This is a genomic window from Atopomonas sediminilitoris (assembly GCF_022601735.1).
GTDB lineage: Bacteria > Pseudomonadota > Gammaproteobacteria > Pseudomonadales > Pseudomonadaceae > Atopomonas > Atopomonas sediminilitoris.
In genome coordinates, this window is the sequence record NZ_JAKUMM010000006.1 from 283268 (window position 1) to 298532 (window position 15265).

14 protein-coding genes are annotated in these 15265 nt (G+C 59.3%); 6 read left to right on the top strand and 8 right to left on the bottom strand.

What is annotated here, in order from left to right:
- The first annotated feature begins 59 nt into the window (after window positions 1-59).
- Entirely contained in the window at window positions 60-1046 is a 987-nt protein-coding gene (locus MKI83_RS11400) for an outer membrane protein assembly factor BamD (RefSeq protein WP_241586110.1), read from the top strand.
- A 95-nt stretch (window positions 1047-1141) separates the two neighbouring features.
- On the opposite strand, the gene MKI83_RS11405 is transcribed toward MKI83_RS11400, so the two are convergent.
- Entirely contained in the window at window positions 1142-2773 is a 1632-nt protein-coding gene (locus MKI83_RS11405) for an NAD+ synthase (RefSeq protein ID WP_241586112.1), read from the bottom strand.
- A gap of 125 nt (window positions 2774-2898) precedes the next feature.
- Between MKI83_RS11405 and MKI83_RS11410 the strand changes: the two genes are divergently transcribed.
- The 5 genes from MKI83_RS11410 to MKI83_RS11430 all read left to right on the top strand — a co-directional run bounded on the left by MKI83_RS11410 (window position 2899) and on the right by MKI83_RS11430 (window position 7646).
- A complete protein-coding gene (locus tag MKI83_RS11410; RefSeq protein ID WP_272493053.1) occupies window positions 2899-3132 on the top strand; it encodes a PP0621 family protein in 234 nt (77 codons plus the stop codon).
- Complete coding sequence (locus tag MKI83_RS11415) at window positions 3122-4720, top strand: sensor histidine kinase (protein WP_241586114.1); 1599 nt, start codon at window positions 3122-3124, stop codon at window positions 4718-4720. Before MKI83_RS11410 ends, MKI83_RS11415 begins: the two co-directional genes overlap by 11 nt.
- A gap of 2 nt (window positions 4721-4722) precedes the next feature.
- Window positions 4723-6072, top strand: coding sequence for a sigma-54-dependent transcriptional regulator (locus MKI83_RS11420; RefSeq protein WP_241586116.1), 1350 nt, complete (start codon window positions 4723-4725; stop codon window positions 6070-6072).
- Window positions 6073-6207: 135 nt separating this feature from the next.
- Window positions 6208-7218 carry a hypothetical protein gene (locus tag MKI83_RS11425; protein WP_241586125.1) on the top strand — a complete coding sequence of 337 codons (1011 nt, stop codon included), beginning with the start codon at window positions 6208-6210 and terminating at the stop codon, window positions 7216-7218.
- Window positions 7215-7646 carry a hypothetical protein gene (locus MKI83_RS11430; protein WP_241586127.1) on the top strand — a complete coding sequence of 144 codons (432 nt, stop codon included), beginning with the start codon at window positions 7215-7217 and terminating at the stop codon, window positions 7644-7646. The genes MKI83_RS11425 and MKI83_RS11430 overlap by 4 nt, the downstream gene beginning before the upstream one ends.
- Window positions 7647-8577: 931 nt before the next feature.
- Here the strand turns inward: MKI83_RS11430 and MKI83_RS11435 are convergent.
- From MKI83_RS11435 to MKI83_RS11465, 7 genes are all read right to left on the bottom strand, one after another.
- A complete protein-coding gene (locus tag MKI83_RS11435) occupies window positions 8578-8832 on the bottom strand; it encodes a hypothetical protein (RefSeq protein WP_241586128.1) in 255 nt (84 codons plus the stop codon).
- 237 nt (window positions 8833-9069) lie between these two features.
- Window positions 9070-10185 (bottom strand): dihydrolipoamide acetyltransferase family protein, encoded by a 1116-nt coding sequence (locus MKI83_RS11440; RefSeq protein WP_241586130.1) that lies wholly within the window; start codon window positions 10183-10185, stop codon window positions 9070-9072.
- A 10-nt stretch (window positions 10186-10195) separates the two neighbouring features.
- On the bottom strand, window positions 10196-11191 hold the full coding sequence (locus MKI83_RS11445) for an alpha-ketoacid dehydrogenase subunit beta (RefSeq protein ID WP_241586132.1): 996 nt from the start codon (window positions 11189-11191) through the stop codon (window positions 10196-10198).
- A 2-nt stretch (window positions 11192-11193) separates the two neighbouring features.
- The gene (gene pdhA, locus MKI83_RS11450; RefSeq protein WP_241586134.1) at window positions 11194-12282 is read right to left on the bottom strand and encodes a pyruvate dehydrogenase (acetyl-transferring) E1 component subunit alpha; all 1089 of its coding nucleotides are present in this window, start codon (window positions 12280-12282) and stop codon (window positions 11194-11196) included.
- Window positions 12283-12434: 152 nt separating this feature from the next.
- On the bottom strand, window positions 12435-13457 hold the full coding sequence (locus MKI83_RS11455) for a Leu/Phe/Val dehydrogenase (protein WP_241586143.1): 1023 nt from the start codon (window positions 13455-13457) through the stop codon (window positions 12435-12437).
- A 125-nt stretch (window positions 13458-13582) separates the two neighbouring features.
- Window positions 13583-14377, bottom strand: a complete 795-nt coding sequence (locus MKI83_RS11460; protein WP_241586145.1) for a hypothetical protein — start codon at window positions 14375-14377, stop codon at window positions 13583-13585.
- A 92-nt stretch (window positions 14378-14469) separates the two neighbouring features.
- Window positions 14470-15252 carry a crotonase/enoyl-CoA hydratase family protein gene (locus tag MKI83_RS11465; protein WP_241586147.1) on the bottom strand — a complete coding sequence of 261 codons (783 nt, stop codon included), beginning with the start codon at window positions 15250-15252 and terminating at the stop codon, window positions 14470-14472.
- Between the last annotated feature and the right edge of the window lie 13 nt (window positions 15253-15265).

Sequence of the window (15265 nt, forward strand, 5' to 3'; positions counted from 1 at the left end):
GCTCACTATAACAGGACGGCCTGCACGCGTCAGCCGCCGTCTCAGGGATGCACGACACCATGCCAGTGAACAAGTTGTTGTTGATTGCCGCTTTGGCCCTTATCGCGGCCTGCTCTTCCAAGACGGTCATCGACGAAAACCTCACCGAAAACGAGCTGTACAGCCAAGCTCAGGAAGACTTGGAAAGCAGCCGCTACAGCACTGCTATCGAAAAGCTCAAAGCGCTGGAATCGCGCTACCCGTTCGGCCGTTATGCCGAACAAGCGCAGCTAGAGCTGATCTACGCCTACTTCAAAAGCGTTGAGCCTGAAGCCGCGCGCGCCGCCGCCGACCGCTTTGTGCGTCTGCACCCGCAGCACCCCAGCGTTGATTACGCTTACTACATCAAGGGCCTGGCCTCGTTCGAGCAAGACCGCGGCCTGATTTCGCGTTTTGTCCCGCTGGACATGACCAAGCGCGATCCTGGCGCCGCCCGCGACTCGTTCAACGAGTTTGCGCAGCTCACCAGCCGCTATCCCAACAGCCGCTACGCGCCAGACGCCAAAGCGCGGATGATTTATCTGCGCAACCTGTTGGCCGCCTATGAAGTGCACGCCGGTGACTATTACCTCAAGCGTAAAGCCTATGTCGCCGCCGCCAACCGTGGCCGCTACATCGTCGAGAACTTCCAAGGCACCCCCGCTGTGGGTGACGGCTTGGCGATCATGACCGAGGCGTATCATCACCTTGGCATGCAAGACCTGAAAGAAACCTCGCTGGCGACCCTGAAGCTGAACTACCCCGAGCACCCCAGCCTCAAAGATGGCGAGTTCAAGGTCACTTACAAGCAAAAAGAAGAGCGCAGCTGGCTGTACCGTTACACCGTTGGCCTCTTCGATAAAGAAGCCCCGCTACCGCCGGGCCAAACTCGCGCCAGCCAAGACGTTATTCAGCAGTATGAGGACGCCGAAGAAGCCATCCCCAGCGAGCTGAAAGAAGGCCTACCCGCCGAAGAAGAAAAAAGCCGCAGCTGGTTCAGCTATCTGACCTTTGGTCTGTTTGACTAAACCTTGCGCCAATAAAAAAGGAGGCCACCGGCCTCCTTTTTTATTACCTAACTTCATTACCTAACTTTATTGCCTAGCGCTTAAGTCCGCACCGCTTAATCACCAATCTTCCAGCCAGAGGTGATCGGATAACGGCGATCACGGCCAAAGCCGCGCTGGGTCACGCGTGGGCCGACCGCGGCTTGGCGGCGCTTGTATTCATTGAGATCAACCAAGCGCACCACTTTACGCACCACGTCCTCGTCAAAGCCTTCGGCAATGATGGCATCGGCCGAGAGGTCGTATTCGATATACAACTTCAGCAGCTCATCCAAGATCGGGTACGGCGGTAATGAGTCTTCGTCTTTTTGATCCGGCGACAGCTCGGCTGACGGTGGACGATCAATCACCCGCTGCGGAATCACATAACCCAGCTGATTGCGGTATTCCGACAAACGAAACACCAGGGTTTTGGGCACGTCTTTGAGTACGTCAAAGCCACCGGCCATGTCGCCATACAGCGTGGCGTAGCCAACCGCCATCTCGCTCTTGTTGCCGGTGGTCAGCACCAAGTAACCCTTCTTGTTGGACATGGCCATCAACAAGGTGCCGCGGCAGCGCGCTTGCAGATTTTCTTCGGTGGTGTCGCGCCCTAGGCCTGCGAACACCGGCGCCAGCGTTTCTTGAAAGGCTTCAACCATCGCCGCAATCGGCAGCACGCGGTAGGTCACCCCCAGCAAACGGGCCTCTTCTTCGGCATCGTCCAAACTCATTTGTGCGGTGTAGTGATAGGGCATCATCACCGCCTCCACGCGCTCAGCACCGAGGGCGTCCACCGCCACCGCCAAACTCAAAGCCGAGTCGATGCCGCCTGACAAGCCCAGCAGCACACCCTTAAAGCCGTTTTTGCGCACGTAATCGCGCACGCCGACCACCAACGCTTGATAAACCGCAGCCTCCAGCGTGGGTAGCTCGGCCAGCTGGCTAGATTTAGCTTGCACACCCACATCAGTCACGCTGAAATCCAGCGGGTACAAGCCTTCACTGAACGCAGGGCTACGCTGCAAGACTTGCCCCTCGGCGCTGACCAGCACCGAGCCGCCGTCGAACACCAGTTCATCCTGCCCACCCACCTGATTGACGTAGACAATCGGCATGCTGCCCTCGCGGGCACGCTGCGCCAGCATGGCCTCGCGCTCGGCTTGTTTGTCTAGATGGAACGGCGAAGCATTAAGGCTCAGCATCAACTGCGCGCCAGCCGCTTGCGCTTGTGCCATCGGCTCACTGAACCAGATATCCTCACAAATGGTCAGTGCCACCGGCACACCTTTGATCTCCAGCACACACGGCTCAGTGCCGGCGCTGAAATAGCGCTTCTCATCAAAGACTTGGTAATTGGGCAGCTTTTGCTTGTAGTAGCTGGCCAGAATTTGTCCATCGGCGAGCACGGCAGCGGCGTTATAGCGCAACTCACCCTCACACCAGGGGTAACCCACCACTAGATAGATACCACTGACAGCGGTGGCCAGCTCATTCAAGGCACGCTCAACGCGGCGCTGCATACTTGAGCGCAGCAACAAGTCTTCTGGCGGGTAGCCCGACAACGCCAACTCCGGAAACACAATGACGTCAGCGTGCTGTTCATCGCGCGCTTGTCGAGCCGCGTCAATCAAGCGCGCCACGTTGCCGTGCACGTCACCGACGTGCAAATTCAACTGAGCCATGACGATGCGCAAGGTGTCAGACATACAAACTCTCCCAAAATCAGGCGCGTATTGTCACGCATGCCATGCTCACGAACAACGCCGATTCGGGCTGCCGTGGGCTGAGTCACTGGGCTACACTGGGCAGCCGTTCGTTGGCTGAGGTGATCATGGGTTTGATTCGTTTATTGCTGCTGGGCGCGCTGATCGCCGCTGCGATTGTGCTTTGGCGACGTTTTAAACAACCCGCCGCCAAAGCCGACAGCCAGCAAAACACCGCAGAAGCGCCGCCAATGGTGCGTTGCGCCCATTGCCACGTGCATGTGCCGCGCGCACAAGCGTTAAACACCCCGCAAGGCTGGTTCTGCAGCCAAGCCCATTTTGAAGCCCACCATGCCGATTAAACGCCTCGGCCTGCATCTGCAAGGCACGGCGGCGCTGCGCATCTTGCGGCTGTACAACCTGTACCGCGTGGTGCTGGGGTTGGTCTTGGTTTTGGTGGTGTCAGGCAATGTGCACCATGACCTCCTGAAGCTCAGCCATGACGATTTATTCAGCGGCTTAAGTTGGGGCTATTTGATCAGCAACGTACTGATCAGCGTGACCTTGCTGCGCCCGCCCGGTGTCGCGCTCAACTTTGCCCTTGGCGTGTTCGACATCGCCCTGCTTGGCGCGCTGTATTACAGCGCCGGCGGCGCCCCCAGCGGCACCGGCAACCTGATGATCATTGCCGTCGCCATCGCCAATATCTTAGTGCCGGGGCGCACCGGTTTGCTCTTGGCCGCCCTCGCCACCTTAGTGGTGATGAGCGTGACGGTGCACATGACCTTCACCGACAGCAACGCCAGCTCGCAGTTTTTGCAGGCCGGCACCTTAGGCGGCTTGTTCTTTGCCGCCGCGCTGTTTATTCAGGGCGTTACCCGCCGCGCCCAACAAAGCGAAACCATTGCCGAGCAGCGCGCCGCCGACGTTGCCGGCCTGCAAGAAATGAACACCCTCATTCTGCAGCGCATGCGTACCGGCATTTTAGTGGTCGACGCCAGCCATCAAGTGTTGCTGGCCAACCCCGGCGCGCAAAGCCTGCTGGGCCAACAAAACCTCACCGGCCAATACTTAGACCCCCTCACGCCTGAGCTGGTCAAACGGCTGCAGCAGTGGCTGCACAACCCAACGCTGCGCCCGCAAAGCTTTCGCGGTCACCCTAACGGGCCCGAATTACTGCCCAGTTTTGTACCGCTCAAACGCGGTGAGCACGCCAACTACTTGGTGTTTATCGAAGACCTCTCGCAAATCGCGCAACAAGCGCAGCAACTCAAACTGGCCTCGCTGGGACGACTGACCGCCGGCATCTCGCATGAAATCCGCAACCCCCTCGGCGCGATCAGCCACGCCGCACAACTGCTGCAAGAATCAGAAGCACTGGACAAACCTGATCGCCGCTTAGCGCAAATCATTCAAGATCATTCGCGGCGGATGAATCTGGTGATCGAAAACGTGCTGCAACTGTCACGCCGCGGCGCCTCTGAGCCACAACTGTTGGATTTAAAGTATTGGCTGCACCGTTTTGCCAGCGAGTTCCGCAGCACGCATCCACAAGCCGGTACACTGCACCTCGACGCCTGCCAAGGCTCTGTGCAAACCCGCATGGACCCCAACCAACTGACCCAAGTGCTCAACAACCTTGTGCAGAACGGCCTACGCTACAGCCAACAAAAAAATGGCCAAGCGCAGCTATGGTTAAAGCTGTTCAAGGACGCTAACAGCGAGCTTCCCGTACTGGAAGTACTCGACGACGGCCCGGGTGTTGCGCCCGAGCGCCGCGAACAATTGTTTGAACCCTTTTACACCACAGAAAGCAAAGGCACGGGCCTCGGTTTGTATATTTCCCGTGAGCTATGCGAAAGCAACCAAGCGCGTTTGGACTACCAGCCGCGCGCCGAAGGCGGCAGTTGTTTCCGCATCACCTTTGCTCACCCGCGCAAGATGAGTTGAATATGAGCAGCCGCAAAACCGCCCTGATTGTCGATGACGAACCCGATATCCGCGAATTGCTGGAGATCACCCTAGGGCGCATGAAGCTCGACACCCGCAGCGCACGCAATGTGAAAGAAGCGCGCGAAATGCTCGCCCGCGAACACTTTGACTTGTGCCTGACCGACATGCGCCTGCCCGATGGCACCGGCCTCGACTTGGTGCAACACATCCAAAAGCAACACCCGCAAACCCCCGTGGCCATGATCACCGCCTACGGTAGCCTCGACACCGCCATCGCAGCCCTCAAAGCCGGCGCGTTTGATTACGTTACCAAACCGGTCGAGCTGCCGCGCCTGCGCGAGCTGGTCAACAGCGCCCTCAGCCTGCCTGCTCCCGGCGCCCCTGCAGCCGCGGCGGTTGAGGCCGGCCAGCAACTGATCGGCGAATCCGCACCGATGAAGGTGCTGCGCAAACAAATCGTCAAACTGGCGCGCAGCCAAGCGCCGGTGTACATCAGCGGCGAATCCGGCAGCGGCAAAGAACGCGTTGCCCGCCTAATGCACGCCCAAGGCCCCCGCGCCGAGCGCCCCTTCGTGCCGGTCAACTGCGGCGCTATCCCCAGCGAGCTGATGGAAAGCGAATTCTTCGGCCACAAAAAAGGCAGCTTCACCGGCGCCAGCGAAGACAAACTCGGTCTATTTCAAGCCGCTAGCGGTGGCACCTTGTTTCTCGATGAAGTCGCCGACTTGCCCTTATCGATGCAGGTCAAATTGCTGCGCGCCATTCAAGAAAAAGCCGTGCGTCCGGTCGGTGGCCAGCAAGAAATCGCCGTCGATGTGCGCATCTTGAGCGCCACCCACAAAGACTTGGCCGCCGAAGTCTCCGCCAACCACTTCCGCCAAGACCTCTACTACCGCCTCAACGTGATCGAACTCAAAGTGCCGCCGCTGCGCGAGCGCCGCGAAGACGTGCCCATGCTGGCCGAACACATCCTCAACCGCCTCGGACAAGACCTCGACCTGCCACTGGTATCGCTGAGCAAAGAAGCCCAAGACAAGCTGCAAAACTACCGCTTCCCCGGCAACGTACGCGAGCTGGAAAACCTCTTGGAGCGCGCCTTCACCCTGTGTGAAGACGACATTATCGAAGCCCGCGACCTGCACTTTGCCGACGCCCCCGGCGCCATCAGCGAAGGCATGGAAAACTTAGGCCAAGTGGATAACCTTGAGGACTACCTCGAAGACATCGAGCGCCGCGCCATCATGCAAGCGTTGGAAGAAACCCGCTGGAACCGTACCGCTGCGGCGCAGCGCCTTGGCCTGACCTTCCGTTCGATGCGCTATCGCTTGAAGAAATTGGGCATTGATTGATCGCCGCCTAACCCGCGCTAACCGTAGGCCGGGTTAGCCCGCGGCATAACTCGGCAAGCAGGCCGCAAGGCCTGCTGAGCCCAGCCCACGACCAACGGCCAGACTGCCCTCAACACCATCAAGGAGTGATCTGTTGTGCCTGACTTATTAAAGAATTTTGATACCAGCTACTGGCAACCCAAAGACCCAGCTTGGCTGGCCGCACGGGAAGCGCAGTGGCCTGAAATAGAAATACTTTTGTTTGAGCTGAACAAAAGCAAGAAGGCTGTTGGTGTTATTAAACGCTATTTTTTTAAAGGCACCTTGCCCGATTGGGATAAGCTCAGTGGCTGGGATAACTATGAGCGGCATTTAGACTTAATGCTGTTTCTCTATTTGCACCCCAGCCAAGACCCGGCGGTATTAGCCCCCTTGCGCGATGCCTATATTCGCTTGCGGCATGTGCAGCCACGCGACATTGAAACGGGCTTTCAACAGCTCATCAGCATAGGGATGATTCAGGCGGCCGGCGGGGGGGGGCATAGGTTTCGTTATGAAACGGTGGCGAAGGCTTTGCCGCATTTGCTGGCTAATTTTTCCGTAGGCGATGACGGTTATATTACAATTGAGGCGCATATTAAGGGGCATAGTGAGCGGCTATTTCGCTTATTGTTTACCGACCCGCAGCAGCAAGTCATTGACTTGCCAAAGCGCTTGCCGGCGCAGATACCGCAACACGGCTTTCGCCATGTCTGGGTGTGGTCGAAATGGCTGACCCTTGAGTTGCCCTTAGGGCCGTGCGCCAGCGATATGCTCTACCAATACGATTACCCTCTGGAATTTTGGTATGCCCAGTGTGGTCGCGATTTACCACGTTTTGATCAAGCTGCTCGCCCACCTGGAGTTGTTGAGTTATTCATCATGGCATTTTATCGCTTTCAGCACTTTTTCGATGTGCACGCCGCAGACGACCCGCGCGCGCCCTTTGTGCGCAAAGTTGTGCAAATGTTCGACACACGTGATTTTGTGCCGCCGGTTAAGTTGCTGTGGAATGAGGTAAAAGCCGGTGAGGTGGTGGTGACTGACCCTTGGAGCCCCGACTGCAAGCTGAAAAAGTCTGCCTTATGGAGCGCCTTTAAAATTAAACCCGAGTGGCCGAGTGCATGAGTGCTGCCCTGCGTTCGAGCCTGCGCATTCACCGCCGCCAACTGGCGGCCGTGTTGCAGGCGCTGGATTACCAGCCCGATGAAGACTTTAGCTTGGCGCACAACGTGTGCGACTGCCTAAGCGACTACCATTGGTACGCCGCAGCCCCGCAGGATGAATGGCTGAGCTTTGAGTTTGCGTCAGACGATGACGAGCAAATGGACTGGGAAGTCTTACTGACCCTCACCCCCTTTCTTGAAGAAGGCAGCTATTACGAAGAGCGCGCCGGTGATTACGTGCTCGATGCCCAAGGCCAGCAACGCACCGGGCTGATCCGCGCCTGGGTAGAGCAAGGTCAGCTCAAGGGCATGATCTATGCGCTAGTGCCAGACCCAACCGGGTCGGCAGTGCGTGAGCCCGTCGCACCGCTTGACCCACGGATGATTTAACCCGCTCACCGCGCTCTGCCAATCCCGTAGGCCGGTAGGCCGGGTTAGCCCACGGCGTAACCCGGCAAGCAGGCTGCAAGGCCTGCCGGAGGCCCCTCAAACCAAGCCACCCTCGCGCTGACCGAAACGAGCCTTGAGCTACAGAGATAACTTTCGGAGTTAGCCGAAGCCTCTCATTGCGCCTTCCCGGCGCGTCACTTGACTCGCTACGCTCGCCCTTCGGGCCAGCCTGCGGCTGTTACTCCGCTTCGCTACGTTCATCTTGCGTGCCCAAGAAGAAAGTAACCAAAGAAGAAGGGCACCCTGTGTCCGGGTTTGGCCTGCGACCAAACTCCCTTCGCGCCGGGCCTGCTCCACGGGTCGCGGCGAAGGGCCATCCTGGCCCATCGCCACTCGCTCGACATCCCTGTCTCGCGCCCCGCTGCGCAAACCCTCTGCTCAGCCGAACACCAAGGGGTTGTCGCCTTCGCACGACATGCGTTTTCCAAATTTTAAAAATAGAAGTACGCCAGCTAACAGCTAACAGCTAACAGCTAACAGCTAACAGCTAACAGCTAACACATTGAAACCGCCAAACCATCGACCAGCACCAACGCCCCCTTCAGCAGGCCGAGTGGAAGGTTTCTGAAAGAGGTTAAGCGGCAGGGATGCCGCGCAAAGCCCGATGGGCCATGGATGGCCCTTCGGGCTGGGCCTCTGGAAGAAGCCTGTAGCGAGGGTACTCGGCGCAGCCGAGCCAATGGCGGGGGCATGTTTCTTTTGCCTTCTTTTCTTTGCGCCAAAGAAAAGAAGGTCGCCGGGAGGCGAAATCATGTGCGTTACGTCAACGCCGATAACCAGCGCAGCCAGAAAGCAGCGCTACCCTGCCTCGGCCATACCTAACAACAAACGCCAGCAATTAACCTAAACGAGCGAAGAAAAGCTCAACACATCACTGCGTAGCATTCGCCGTATCCGGCGCCGCACCGGGCGCCACCTGCCCTTGGCTGGCGGCCAAAAAGGCCATCATCTGCATTAGCAACAAGCCCGGATCAGCACGCTTAGCATCGTGCTTTTTAGCCACAGCGGCGGCTGCCGTCTTGGCCTCGGGCAGTTTTACCCGCGACAGTTGCAGCGATTGGTCGCTGGCCAATACCACAGGGCTGGCGAGAGCGAGTGAAAGAGCAGCAGCAAGAAGGGTACGCATTAGGAAGACTCCGCAAACAAAAGTGACTGCGCGGCAACCATGGTGCGCGTGGGTCTGCTTTTGGATACAAGAGCCGCGCCAAAGTTCCGTGCACGCCTCTAACCTAGGCAATCTGCGCTTTGACGACTTAGCAATGCGGCGCTGTTTAGCCACCTGCGGTAACAACAGTGCGCAAAAACTGCACAGTGCGGCAAGCGAATGCCACCGCACTGTGCAGTCTTTTGAGAGCGCTGGGTATTACGCCTCCGGCGCTTGCAGGGCAAGAATCAGTGCCTTAAGAAAGCGCGCCGCCTCGCCGCCGGTAACGGCGCGGTGATCGAAGGTTAGCGACAGCGGCAGAATCGGGTGCACCTCAACCTTGCCATCCACCGCCACCGGTTCTTGCCGAATACCGCCCGCGCCGATGATGCACACCTGCGGCGGCACCACGATGGGGTTGGCGTAGCGGCCAAATAAAGTGCCGTAGTTAGACAAGGTAATGGTGGCCCCTTGCAGCTCGTGCGGGGGAATCGAGCGCGCCTTCACGGCCGCGCGCAAGTTCGCCAAACCCTCGCGCAGGTCATCCGCTGAGCGCGCGGTGATATTGCGCAGCACCGGCACAAACAAGCCGTCGGGCGTGTCGACCGCAATCCCTAAGTCAACCTGTTCGTGCGCCTTTAACGAGGGGCCTTTGCCGTCAAACCAGCTATTGAGCAGCGGCTCGGCTTGGCAAGCCACGCCAATGGCTTGAGCCAGGCGAATCATCGGATCGCGCGCCACTGGCCACTGATGTAAATCCGCGTCTTCAACGATCACCACGGGGACCACTTCGGCGTGGGCACGCGCCATGTTTTTCGCCATGGTGCGGCGCACGCCACGTAGCCGTTCGCCGCCAAACTTAGCGCTGCTTTGTTCGGCGGCGGCCTCGACATCTTGGCGGGTGATTAACCCCTCCAGCCCGCTACCGCTAAGCGCGGCCAAGTCCACCTCGAGCCGCCGCGCCAACTGACGCACTGCCGGTGAGGCTTTAGGCGCTTGGTGTTCCAAGGTCGATGGCGCCGCCCCGACAAAAAAACTATCGCTGCTGGCCAGCGCGCCGCCGTCATCCAGTTTGCCGACCACCGTACCGGCGTCTTCGGCGCCGCCTTCAAAGGTGACCAAGGTTTCGCCAACGTGGAGGATGTCGCCTTCGCCACCGTGGCATTTGCTGATGACGCCATCACACGGCGAAGGGATTTCGACGATGGCTTTGGCGGTTTCTACCGAGACAATCAGTTGATCCGCTTTGACTGTTTCGCCGGCTTGCACGTGCCATTCAACGATTTCCGCTTCTTGTAGACCTTCGCCCAAGTCGGGCAGTTTGAAATATTTCATCCGCAATTCCTCAGGCGTAATTCAGGGCGTCGTCGCAGGCTTGCACGATGTCGGCAACCTGCGGCAAGTAGTGCTGCTCCATGCGGAACAACGGCGGCGGAATATCCGGCGCGGTGACGCGCTGAATCGGCGCCAGCAACTCGAGCCACACACGCTCATAGAGGCTGGACGCGATTTCCGCGCCGACCGCGCACGAGCGTGGTGCCTCATGCACGATCACGCAGCGCCCGGTTTTACGCACCGAGGCTTCGAGGGTCGCAAGATCCAACGGCTTGACGCAGGCAACATCAATCACCTCCACACTGACGCCTTGCTCGGCCAACTGCGCGGCCGCTTGTAGGCTCTCGTGCACGGAGGCGCCCCAGCTGATCAAGGTCAGGTCACTGCCCTCGCGCAGGGTGAAGCAGGTATCCAAGGGCAAACGTTGGCCGGTGTCTTCCAGCACTTGCGGGTTCATGCGGTACAGCCGCGTGGGTTCGAGGAAAATCACCGGATCGGGGTCATCAATCGCGGCCAATAGCAGGCCGTAAGCGCGCGCGGGGGACGACGGAATCACCACCCGCAGCCCCGGAATATGAGCAAACATGGCCTCGACGGATTCACAGTGATGCTCCGGCGCACGAATGCCCGCGCCCATTGGCGAGCGGATCACCAGCGGGCAACTGAGACGCCCGCGAGTGCGGTTGCGCAGGCGTGCCGCGTGCGACACCACGTGCTCCATAGCGGCATAGATAAAGCCCAAGAACTGAATCTCGGCCACCGGCTTCAGCCCTTGCGCCGCCATACCCACGCTGAGGCCGCCAATCATGGTTTCCGCCAGTGGGGTGTCGAGCACGCGCTTAAATCCAAACTCATCACGCAGGCCCAAGGTGGCGCGAAAAACGCCGCCGTTCGTGCCGACGTCTTCGCCCAGCACCACCACGGAAGGGTCGTCACGCATGGCGCGGCGCAAGGCCATGTTCACCGCCTCGACCAGGGTGACTTTATTGACGTGTTGCTCGCTCATGTTCAGCCCTCCTGTGTGCGGGTGTGGCTGACGCGCTCTAACCACTGCGCGCGCTGCTCGGCCAAGGCACTGGGCCATTGGGCGTAGACATAATCCAACGGGTCAGCCGGGGCTTGCGCGGCCGTCGCCTCATAGGCTGTCACGGCGGCTTGGATGCGTGTTTGAGCTTCGCTGAGCCACGCTTGCTCGTGGCTTTCATCCCACAACCGATGTTGGACGAGAAAGCTTTGCAGGCGCTTAAGCGGCTCTTCAGCCCATGCTTGTTTCAGTTCGGCTTCACTGCGGTAACGGCTGGCGTCATCGGCGGTGGTGTGGTCGCTGAGGCGATAGCTTAAGCACTCAATCAGCGTTGGCCCTTTGCCACGGCGAGCGCGCTCTAACGCGGCCTGTACGCGGTCATACACGGCAAACATGTCGTTACCGTCGACTTGCTCGCCGGCAATCCCGGCACCGGCGGCTTTCTGCGCCAGAGTCGGTGCCGCGCATTGCATGGCCCGCGGTACGGATATCGCCCATTGATTGTTGTTGACCACAAACACCACCGGCAGATGCCACGCACCCGCCACGTTGAGCGCCTCGAGAAAGTCGCCCTTACTGGTCGCCCCATCGCCACAGGTAGTGACCGCAACGCGGTGTTCGCCACGAATTTTGAACGCACTGGCCACCCCACAGGCATGCAGCGCTTGCGTGGCAATCGGTACGCAGGGCGGGAAGTCTTCCTGCACCGCAGGGTCGGCATAAGCGCAGCCGCGCTCATCGCCCCCCCAATACAAGAGGATTTCTTCCATCCGCACACCACGGCGCAGTTGCGCGGCCGTGTCACGGTAATACGGCACGAGCACGTCGTCGGCCTGCATCAACTCACCAATGGCCACGCCGATGGCCTCTTGGCCAAGGGTCGAGGCGTAAGTACCAATACGGCCAGTACGCTGCAGCGCGATGGCTTTTTGGTCGAACAAGCGCGTCAGGCGCATCTGCTTGTATAAGCGACAGAGCAATGCGGGATCATCGGCCCATGCCGGCAAGCTGCCTTGCAGCGTGCCATCAGGGGCTAAATAACGGGTATAGGGGACCTTTATTGTTAACGGCATAGTGGCTCCTCCAGCGCCGGTTGGCGCGGTGACTGTTTGCCCTTTGCTTGTGGCAAAGGCGTTGGCAGGCGTGGTGCGGGTTACGCACGGACCTGCTAGCCGCAGCGCCGGTACAGCGGCTGCGGGTACAGCATGCCAAGCAACCGGTTAGGTTAGTCGGCAAAAACCAAGCGTTCAGCAAGGCTATCGGCCACACGCGCAGGGGAGCGCTTGTGGGCTTGGGCCTCGGCATAGATTTCGCTCAGGCGCTGGCTGATGTGGCTCAGCTGCGCCGTGATGTCATGACTATTGCGCCCCTGATGCGTGAGCGCCACATAGATCAGACCACCGGCGTTGATCACATAATCCGGCGCATACAGAATGCCGCGCGCGTCTAACTCATCGCCCATGGCCGGTGTCGCCAATTGATTATTCGCCGCCCCTGCTACCGCGCCACAACGCAGCTTGGCCACGACGGGGTGGTCGAGCACGCCGCCCAAACCACACGGGGCTAGCACGTCGCAAGGGGTGCACAACAGCGCTTCTGGCGCCACCGCACGAGCGCCTAACTCTTCGACAGCAAGCTCGACGCGGCCTTGGTCGATATCGCTGACAATCAACTCCGCGCCGGAGGCATGCAGATGCTGTGCAAGGGCGTAGCCGACGTGACCAAGGCCCTGAATCGCGACGCGCAGGCCGGTTAAATCATCATTACCAAAACGCGCGGCCACGGTGGCGCGCAGGCCAGCAAAGACGCCCAGCGCCGTGTGCGGCGACGGGTCGCCGGCTTGCGTGGTGGAGGTAACATGCTGGGTGTACTGCGCGATGCAGTCCATGTCCATTGAGCTGGTGCCACTGTCCATCGCGGTGATGTAGCGGCCATTGAGGCTTTCAATCACGCGACCGAACGCTTCAAACAACGCGGCTCGGTCTTCGACGTGCGGCGGGCGCAAAATCACCGACTTACCGCCGCCCAGCTCTAAACCCGCCAACTCGGCCTTGTAGCTCATGCCTTGGGCAAGGCGGATGGCATCGTGAATGGCGGCTTGTTCGTTGGGATAACTCAGAAAACGGCAGCCGCCCAGTGCGGGGCCGCGACGGGTGCTGTGCAGCGCGATAATGGCGCGCAAACCGGTCTTGTGATCCTGCGCGATGTGCAGGCTTTCAACCCGGTTGGTTTCCATTAGGTTAAACATAGTGTCCCCTGCTGCCAGCGTGGTTGTTCGACCAACTTAACAGCAGTATAGGCAAGGCTCTTGAGCCAACACGGCGTTTGCTGACAGGAAGGCGTCATGCCGGCACGACATGACGCCCCACGGCCTTAGCGGGCGAGCAGCCCGACAATGCGCTCGTTATAGCGATTGACCAGCAGCGGCACGGCTTTTTCGCGGTAGTTCATCAGTGGCTTTTCAATAAAGCGCCAGGTCACTTCGACACTATCCAGACGCTGACTGACTTCCGCCGACGTAGCGTATTGATTGTCTAATTTGGCGAGGTCTTGCGAAAACGCCGAGGCCAGCTGATCAACGGCTTTTTCCAAATCTTGGGCTGAGTCGTAAATCGATGAGCCACCATCAACCGCCGCTGAGGTTCGCACATACTCGGCCGTAATGCGCTGCATCAGTACCGCTTGCTCAACCAAGGGATCAAGGATTGGGCCCTGCTCAATCTGTGGATCAAGGGTGGCGCCAGCCTGCCCTACTTGACTGATTTGTAAAGACTCAAGGTGAGTAATCAACTCATGGCCACTTTGCGCCAAATCGTTGATGGTATGGAAATCGAGGTAGCCGTCTTCGGCAATACGATTGGATTCAGCCAGCTGCTGAAACCGTAGGGCAATCTGTTGCAACTGACTCGCCCAGTCTTTTTGGCCCTGCGCTTCGGCCTGAGCCAGTAGCGTGGCGGTCTGCTGGGTAAAGGTCTCCGATGCTTTGCGCATGGTGTCGCGCGAGGCCGGCGAGCCTTCTTCGATGGTCATGCGGTGGAACTGGGTCATCAAGCGATACGCCGCCAAGCGCTCACGCTGGATGGCATCCAGCAAGGCCTGATCGGCAATCGCGTGCGGGGTCGCCATCAGCATGGCACCGGCTAAGGTTATCAATCGCACAAAGCGCATGAGCAGAGCTCCTTTCTTGTTGTTTTATTCACAATGACAGCCGCGTATGACAATAACAACCGTCCCTTGGTTTTGTGAGCTACGCCACAGTACTACGCCTTATCGCCAAAGCGCCCGTGACGACCTGACCCTTGGGTAAAACGCTGGGCGCCGGCACGGCTTTCGCCGCTGTTGATCACCGCCAAGCCGCCCTTAAACTCAGCCTCCAGCGCGGCCTGCAACGGCAGTTCCCATTGTTGGTAAACACTGGCGCGATCCGCGAGCAGACACGCTTGCGGGAAGTCCGCTAGCTGCTGCGCCAACGCGAGCGCGGCAGTCAACGCTTCGCCTTGCGGCACCACGCGATTAACCAAGCCCATGTGCAAGGCTTCGCCAGCCAACACTGGGCGACCGGTTAAGATCAGATCCAACGCTCGGCTCTGGCCGATCAAACGCGGCAAGCGCACACTGCCGCCATCAATCAGCGGCACACCAAAGCGGCGGCAAAACACACCGAGCACAGCGTCGTCTGCAGCCACACGCATATCTGCCAGCAAGGCGAGCTCCAAGCCGCCGGCGACCGCATGGCCTTCTATCGAGGCAATCAATGGTTTGCTCAGCAGCAACCGACTGGGCCCTAACGGCGCCTCACCGGGCCATTGCAGGGCGTTGCGCCGCTCACCGTCTTGTGCAACCGCGGCCAGATCCGCGCCGGCACAAAAGCTTCCAGCGCTGCCGGTGAGCACTGCCACGCGCAAGCTATCGTCAGCCTCGAAAGCCTCAAGAGCAGCCAACAGCGCTTGCGCCGTGGGGCGGTCAATCGCATTGCGCACCTGCGGCCGGTTGATCGTGATCACGCAGACCTTACCTGCAACCTCACGGCTAATTGTGCTCATGTCTTCACCATAA

Excerpts from the sequence above, each read along its gene's own strand:
- MKI83_RS11400 (WP_241586110.1), top strand. The coding sequence starts at position 60 with ATGCCAGTGAACAAGTTGTTGTTGATTGCCGCTTTGGCCCTTATCGCG.
- MKI83_RS11405 (WP_241586112.1), bottom strand. The coding sequence starts at position 2,773 with ATGTCTGACACCTTGCGCATCGTCATGGCTCAGTTGAATTTGCACGTC.
- MKI83_RS11410 (WP_272493053.1), top strand. The coding sequence starts at position 2,899 with ATGGGTTTGATTCGTTTATTGCTGCTGGGCGCGCTGATCGCCGCTGCG.
- MKI83_RS11415 (WP_241586114.1), top strand. The coding sequence starts at position 3,122 with ATGCCGATTAAACGCCTCGGCCTGCATCTGCAAGGCACGGCGGCGCTG.
- MKI83_RS11420 (WP_241586116.1), top strand. The coding sequence starts at position 4,723 with ATGAGCAGCCGCAAAACCGCCCTGATTGTCGATGACGAACCCGATATC.
- MKI83_RS11430 (WP_241586127.1), top strand. The coding sequence starts at position 7,215 with ATGAGTGCTGCCCTGCGTTCGAGCCTGCGCATTCACCGCCGCCAACTG.
- MKI83_RS11435 (WP_241586128.1), bottom strand. The coding sequence starts at position 8,832 with ATGCGTACCCTTCTTGCTGCTGCTCTTTCACTCGCTCTCGCCAGCCCT.
- MKI83_RS11440 (WP_241586130.1), bottom strand. The coding sequence starts at position 10,185 with ATGAAATATTTCAAACTGCCCGACTTGGGCGAAGGTCTACAAGAAGCG.
- MKI83_RS11445 (WP_241586132.1), bottom strand. The coding sequence starts at position 11,191 with ATGAGCGAGCAACACGTCAATAAAGTCACCCTGGTCGAGGCGGTGAAC.
- pdhA (WP_241586134.1), bottom strand. The coding sequence starts at position 12,282 with ATGCCGTTAACAATAAAGGTCCCCTATACCCGTTATTTAGCCCCTGAT.
- MKI83_RS11455 (WP_241586143.1), bottom strand. The coding sequence starts at position 13,457 with ATGTTTAACCTAATGGAAACCAACCGGGTTGAAAGCCTGCACATCGCG.
- MKI83_RS11460 (WP_241586145.1), bottom strand. The coding sequence starts at position 14,377 with ATGCGCTTTGTGCGATTGATAACCTTAGCCGGTGCCATGCTGATGGCG.
- MKI83_RS11465 (WP_241586147.1), bottom strand. The coding sequence starts at position 15,252 with ATGAGCACAATTAGCCGTGAGGTTGCAGGTAAGGTCTGCGTGATCACG.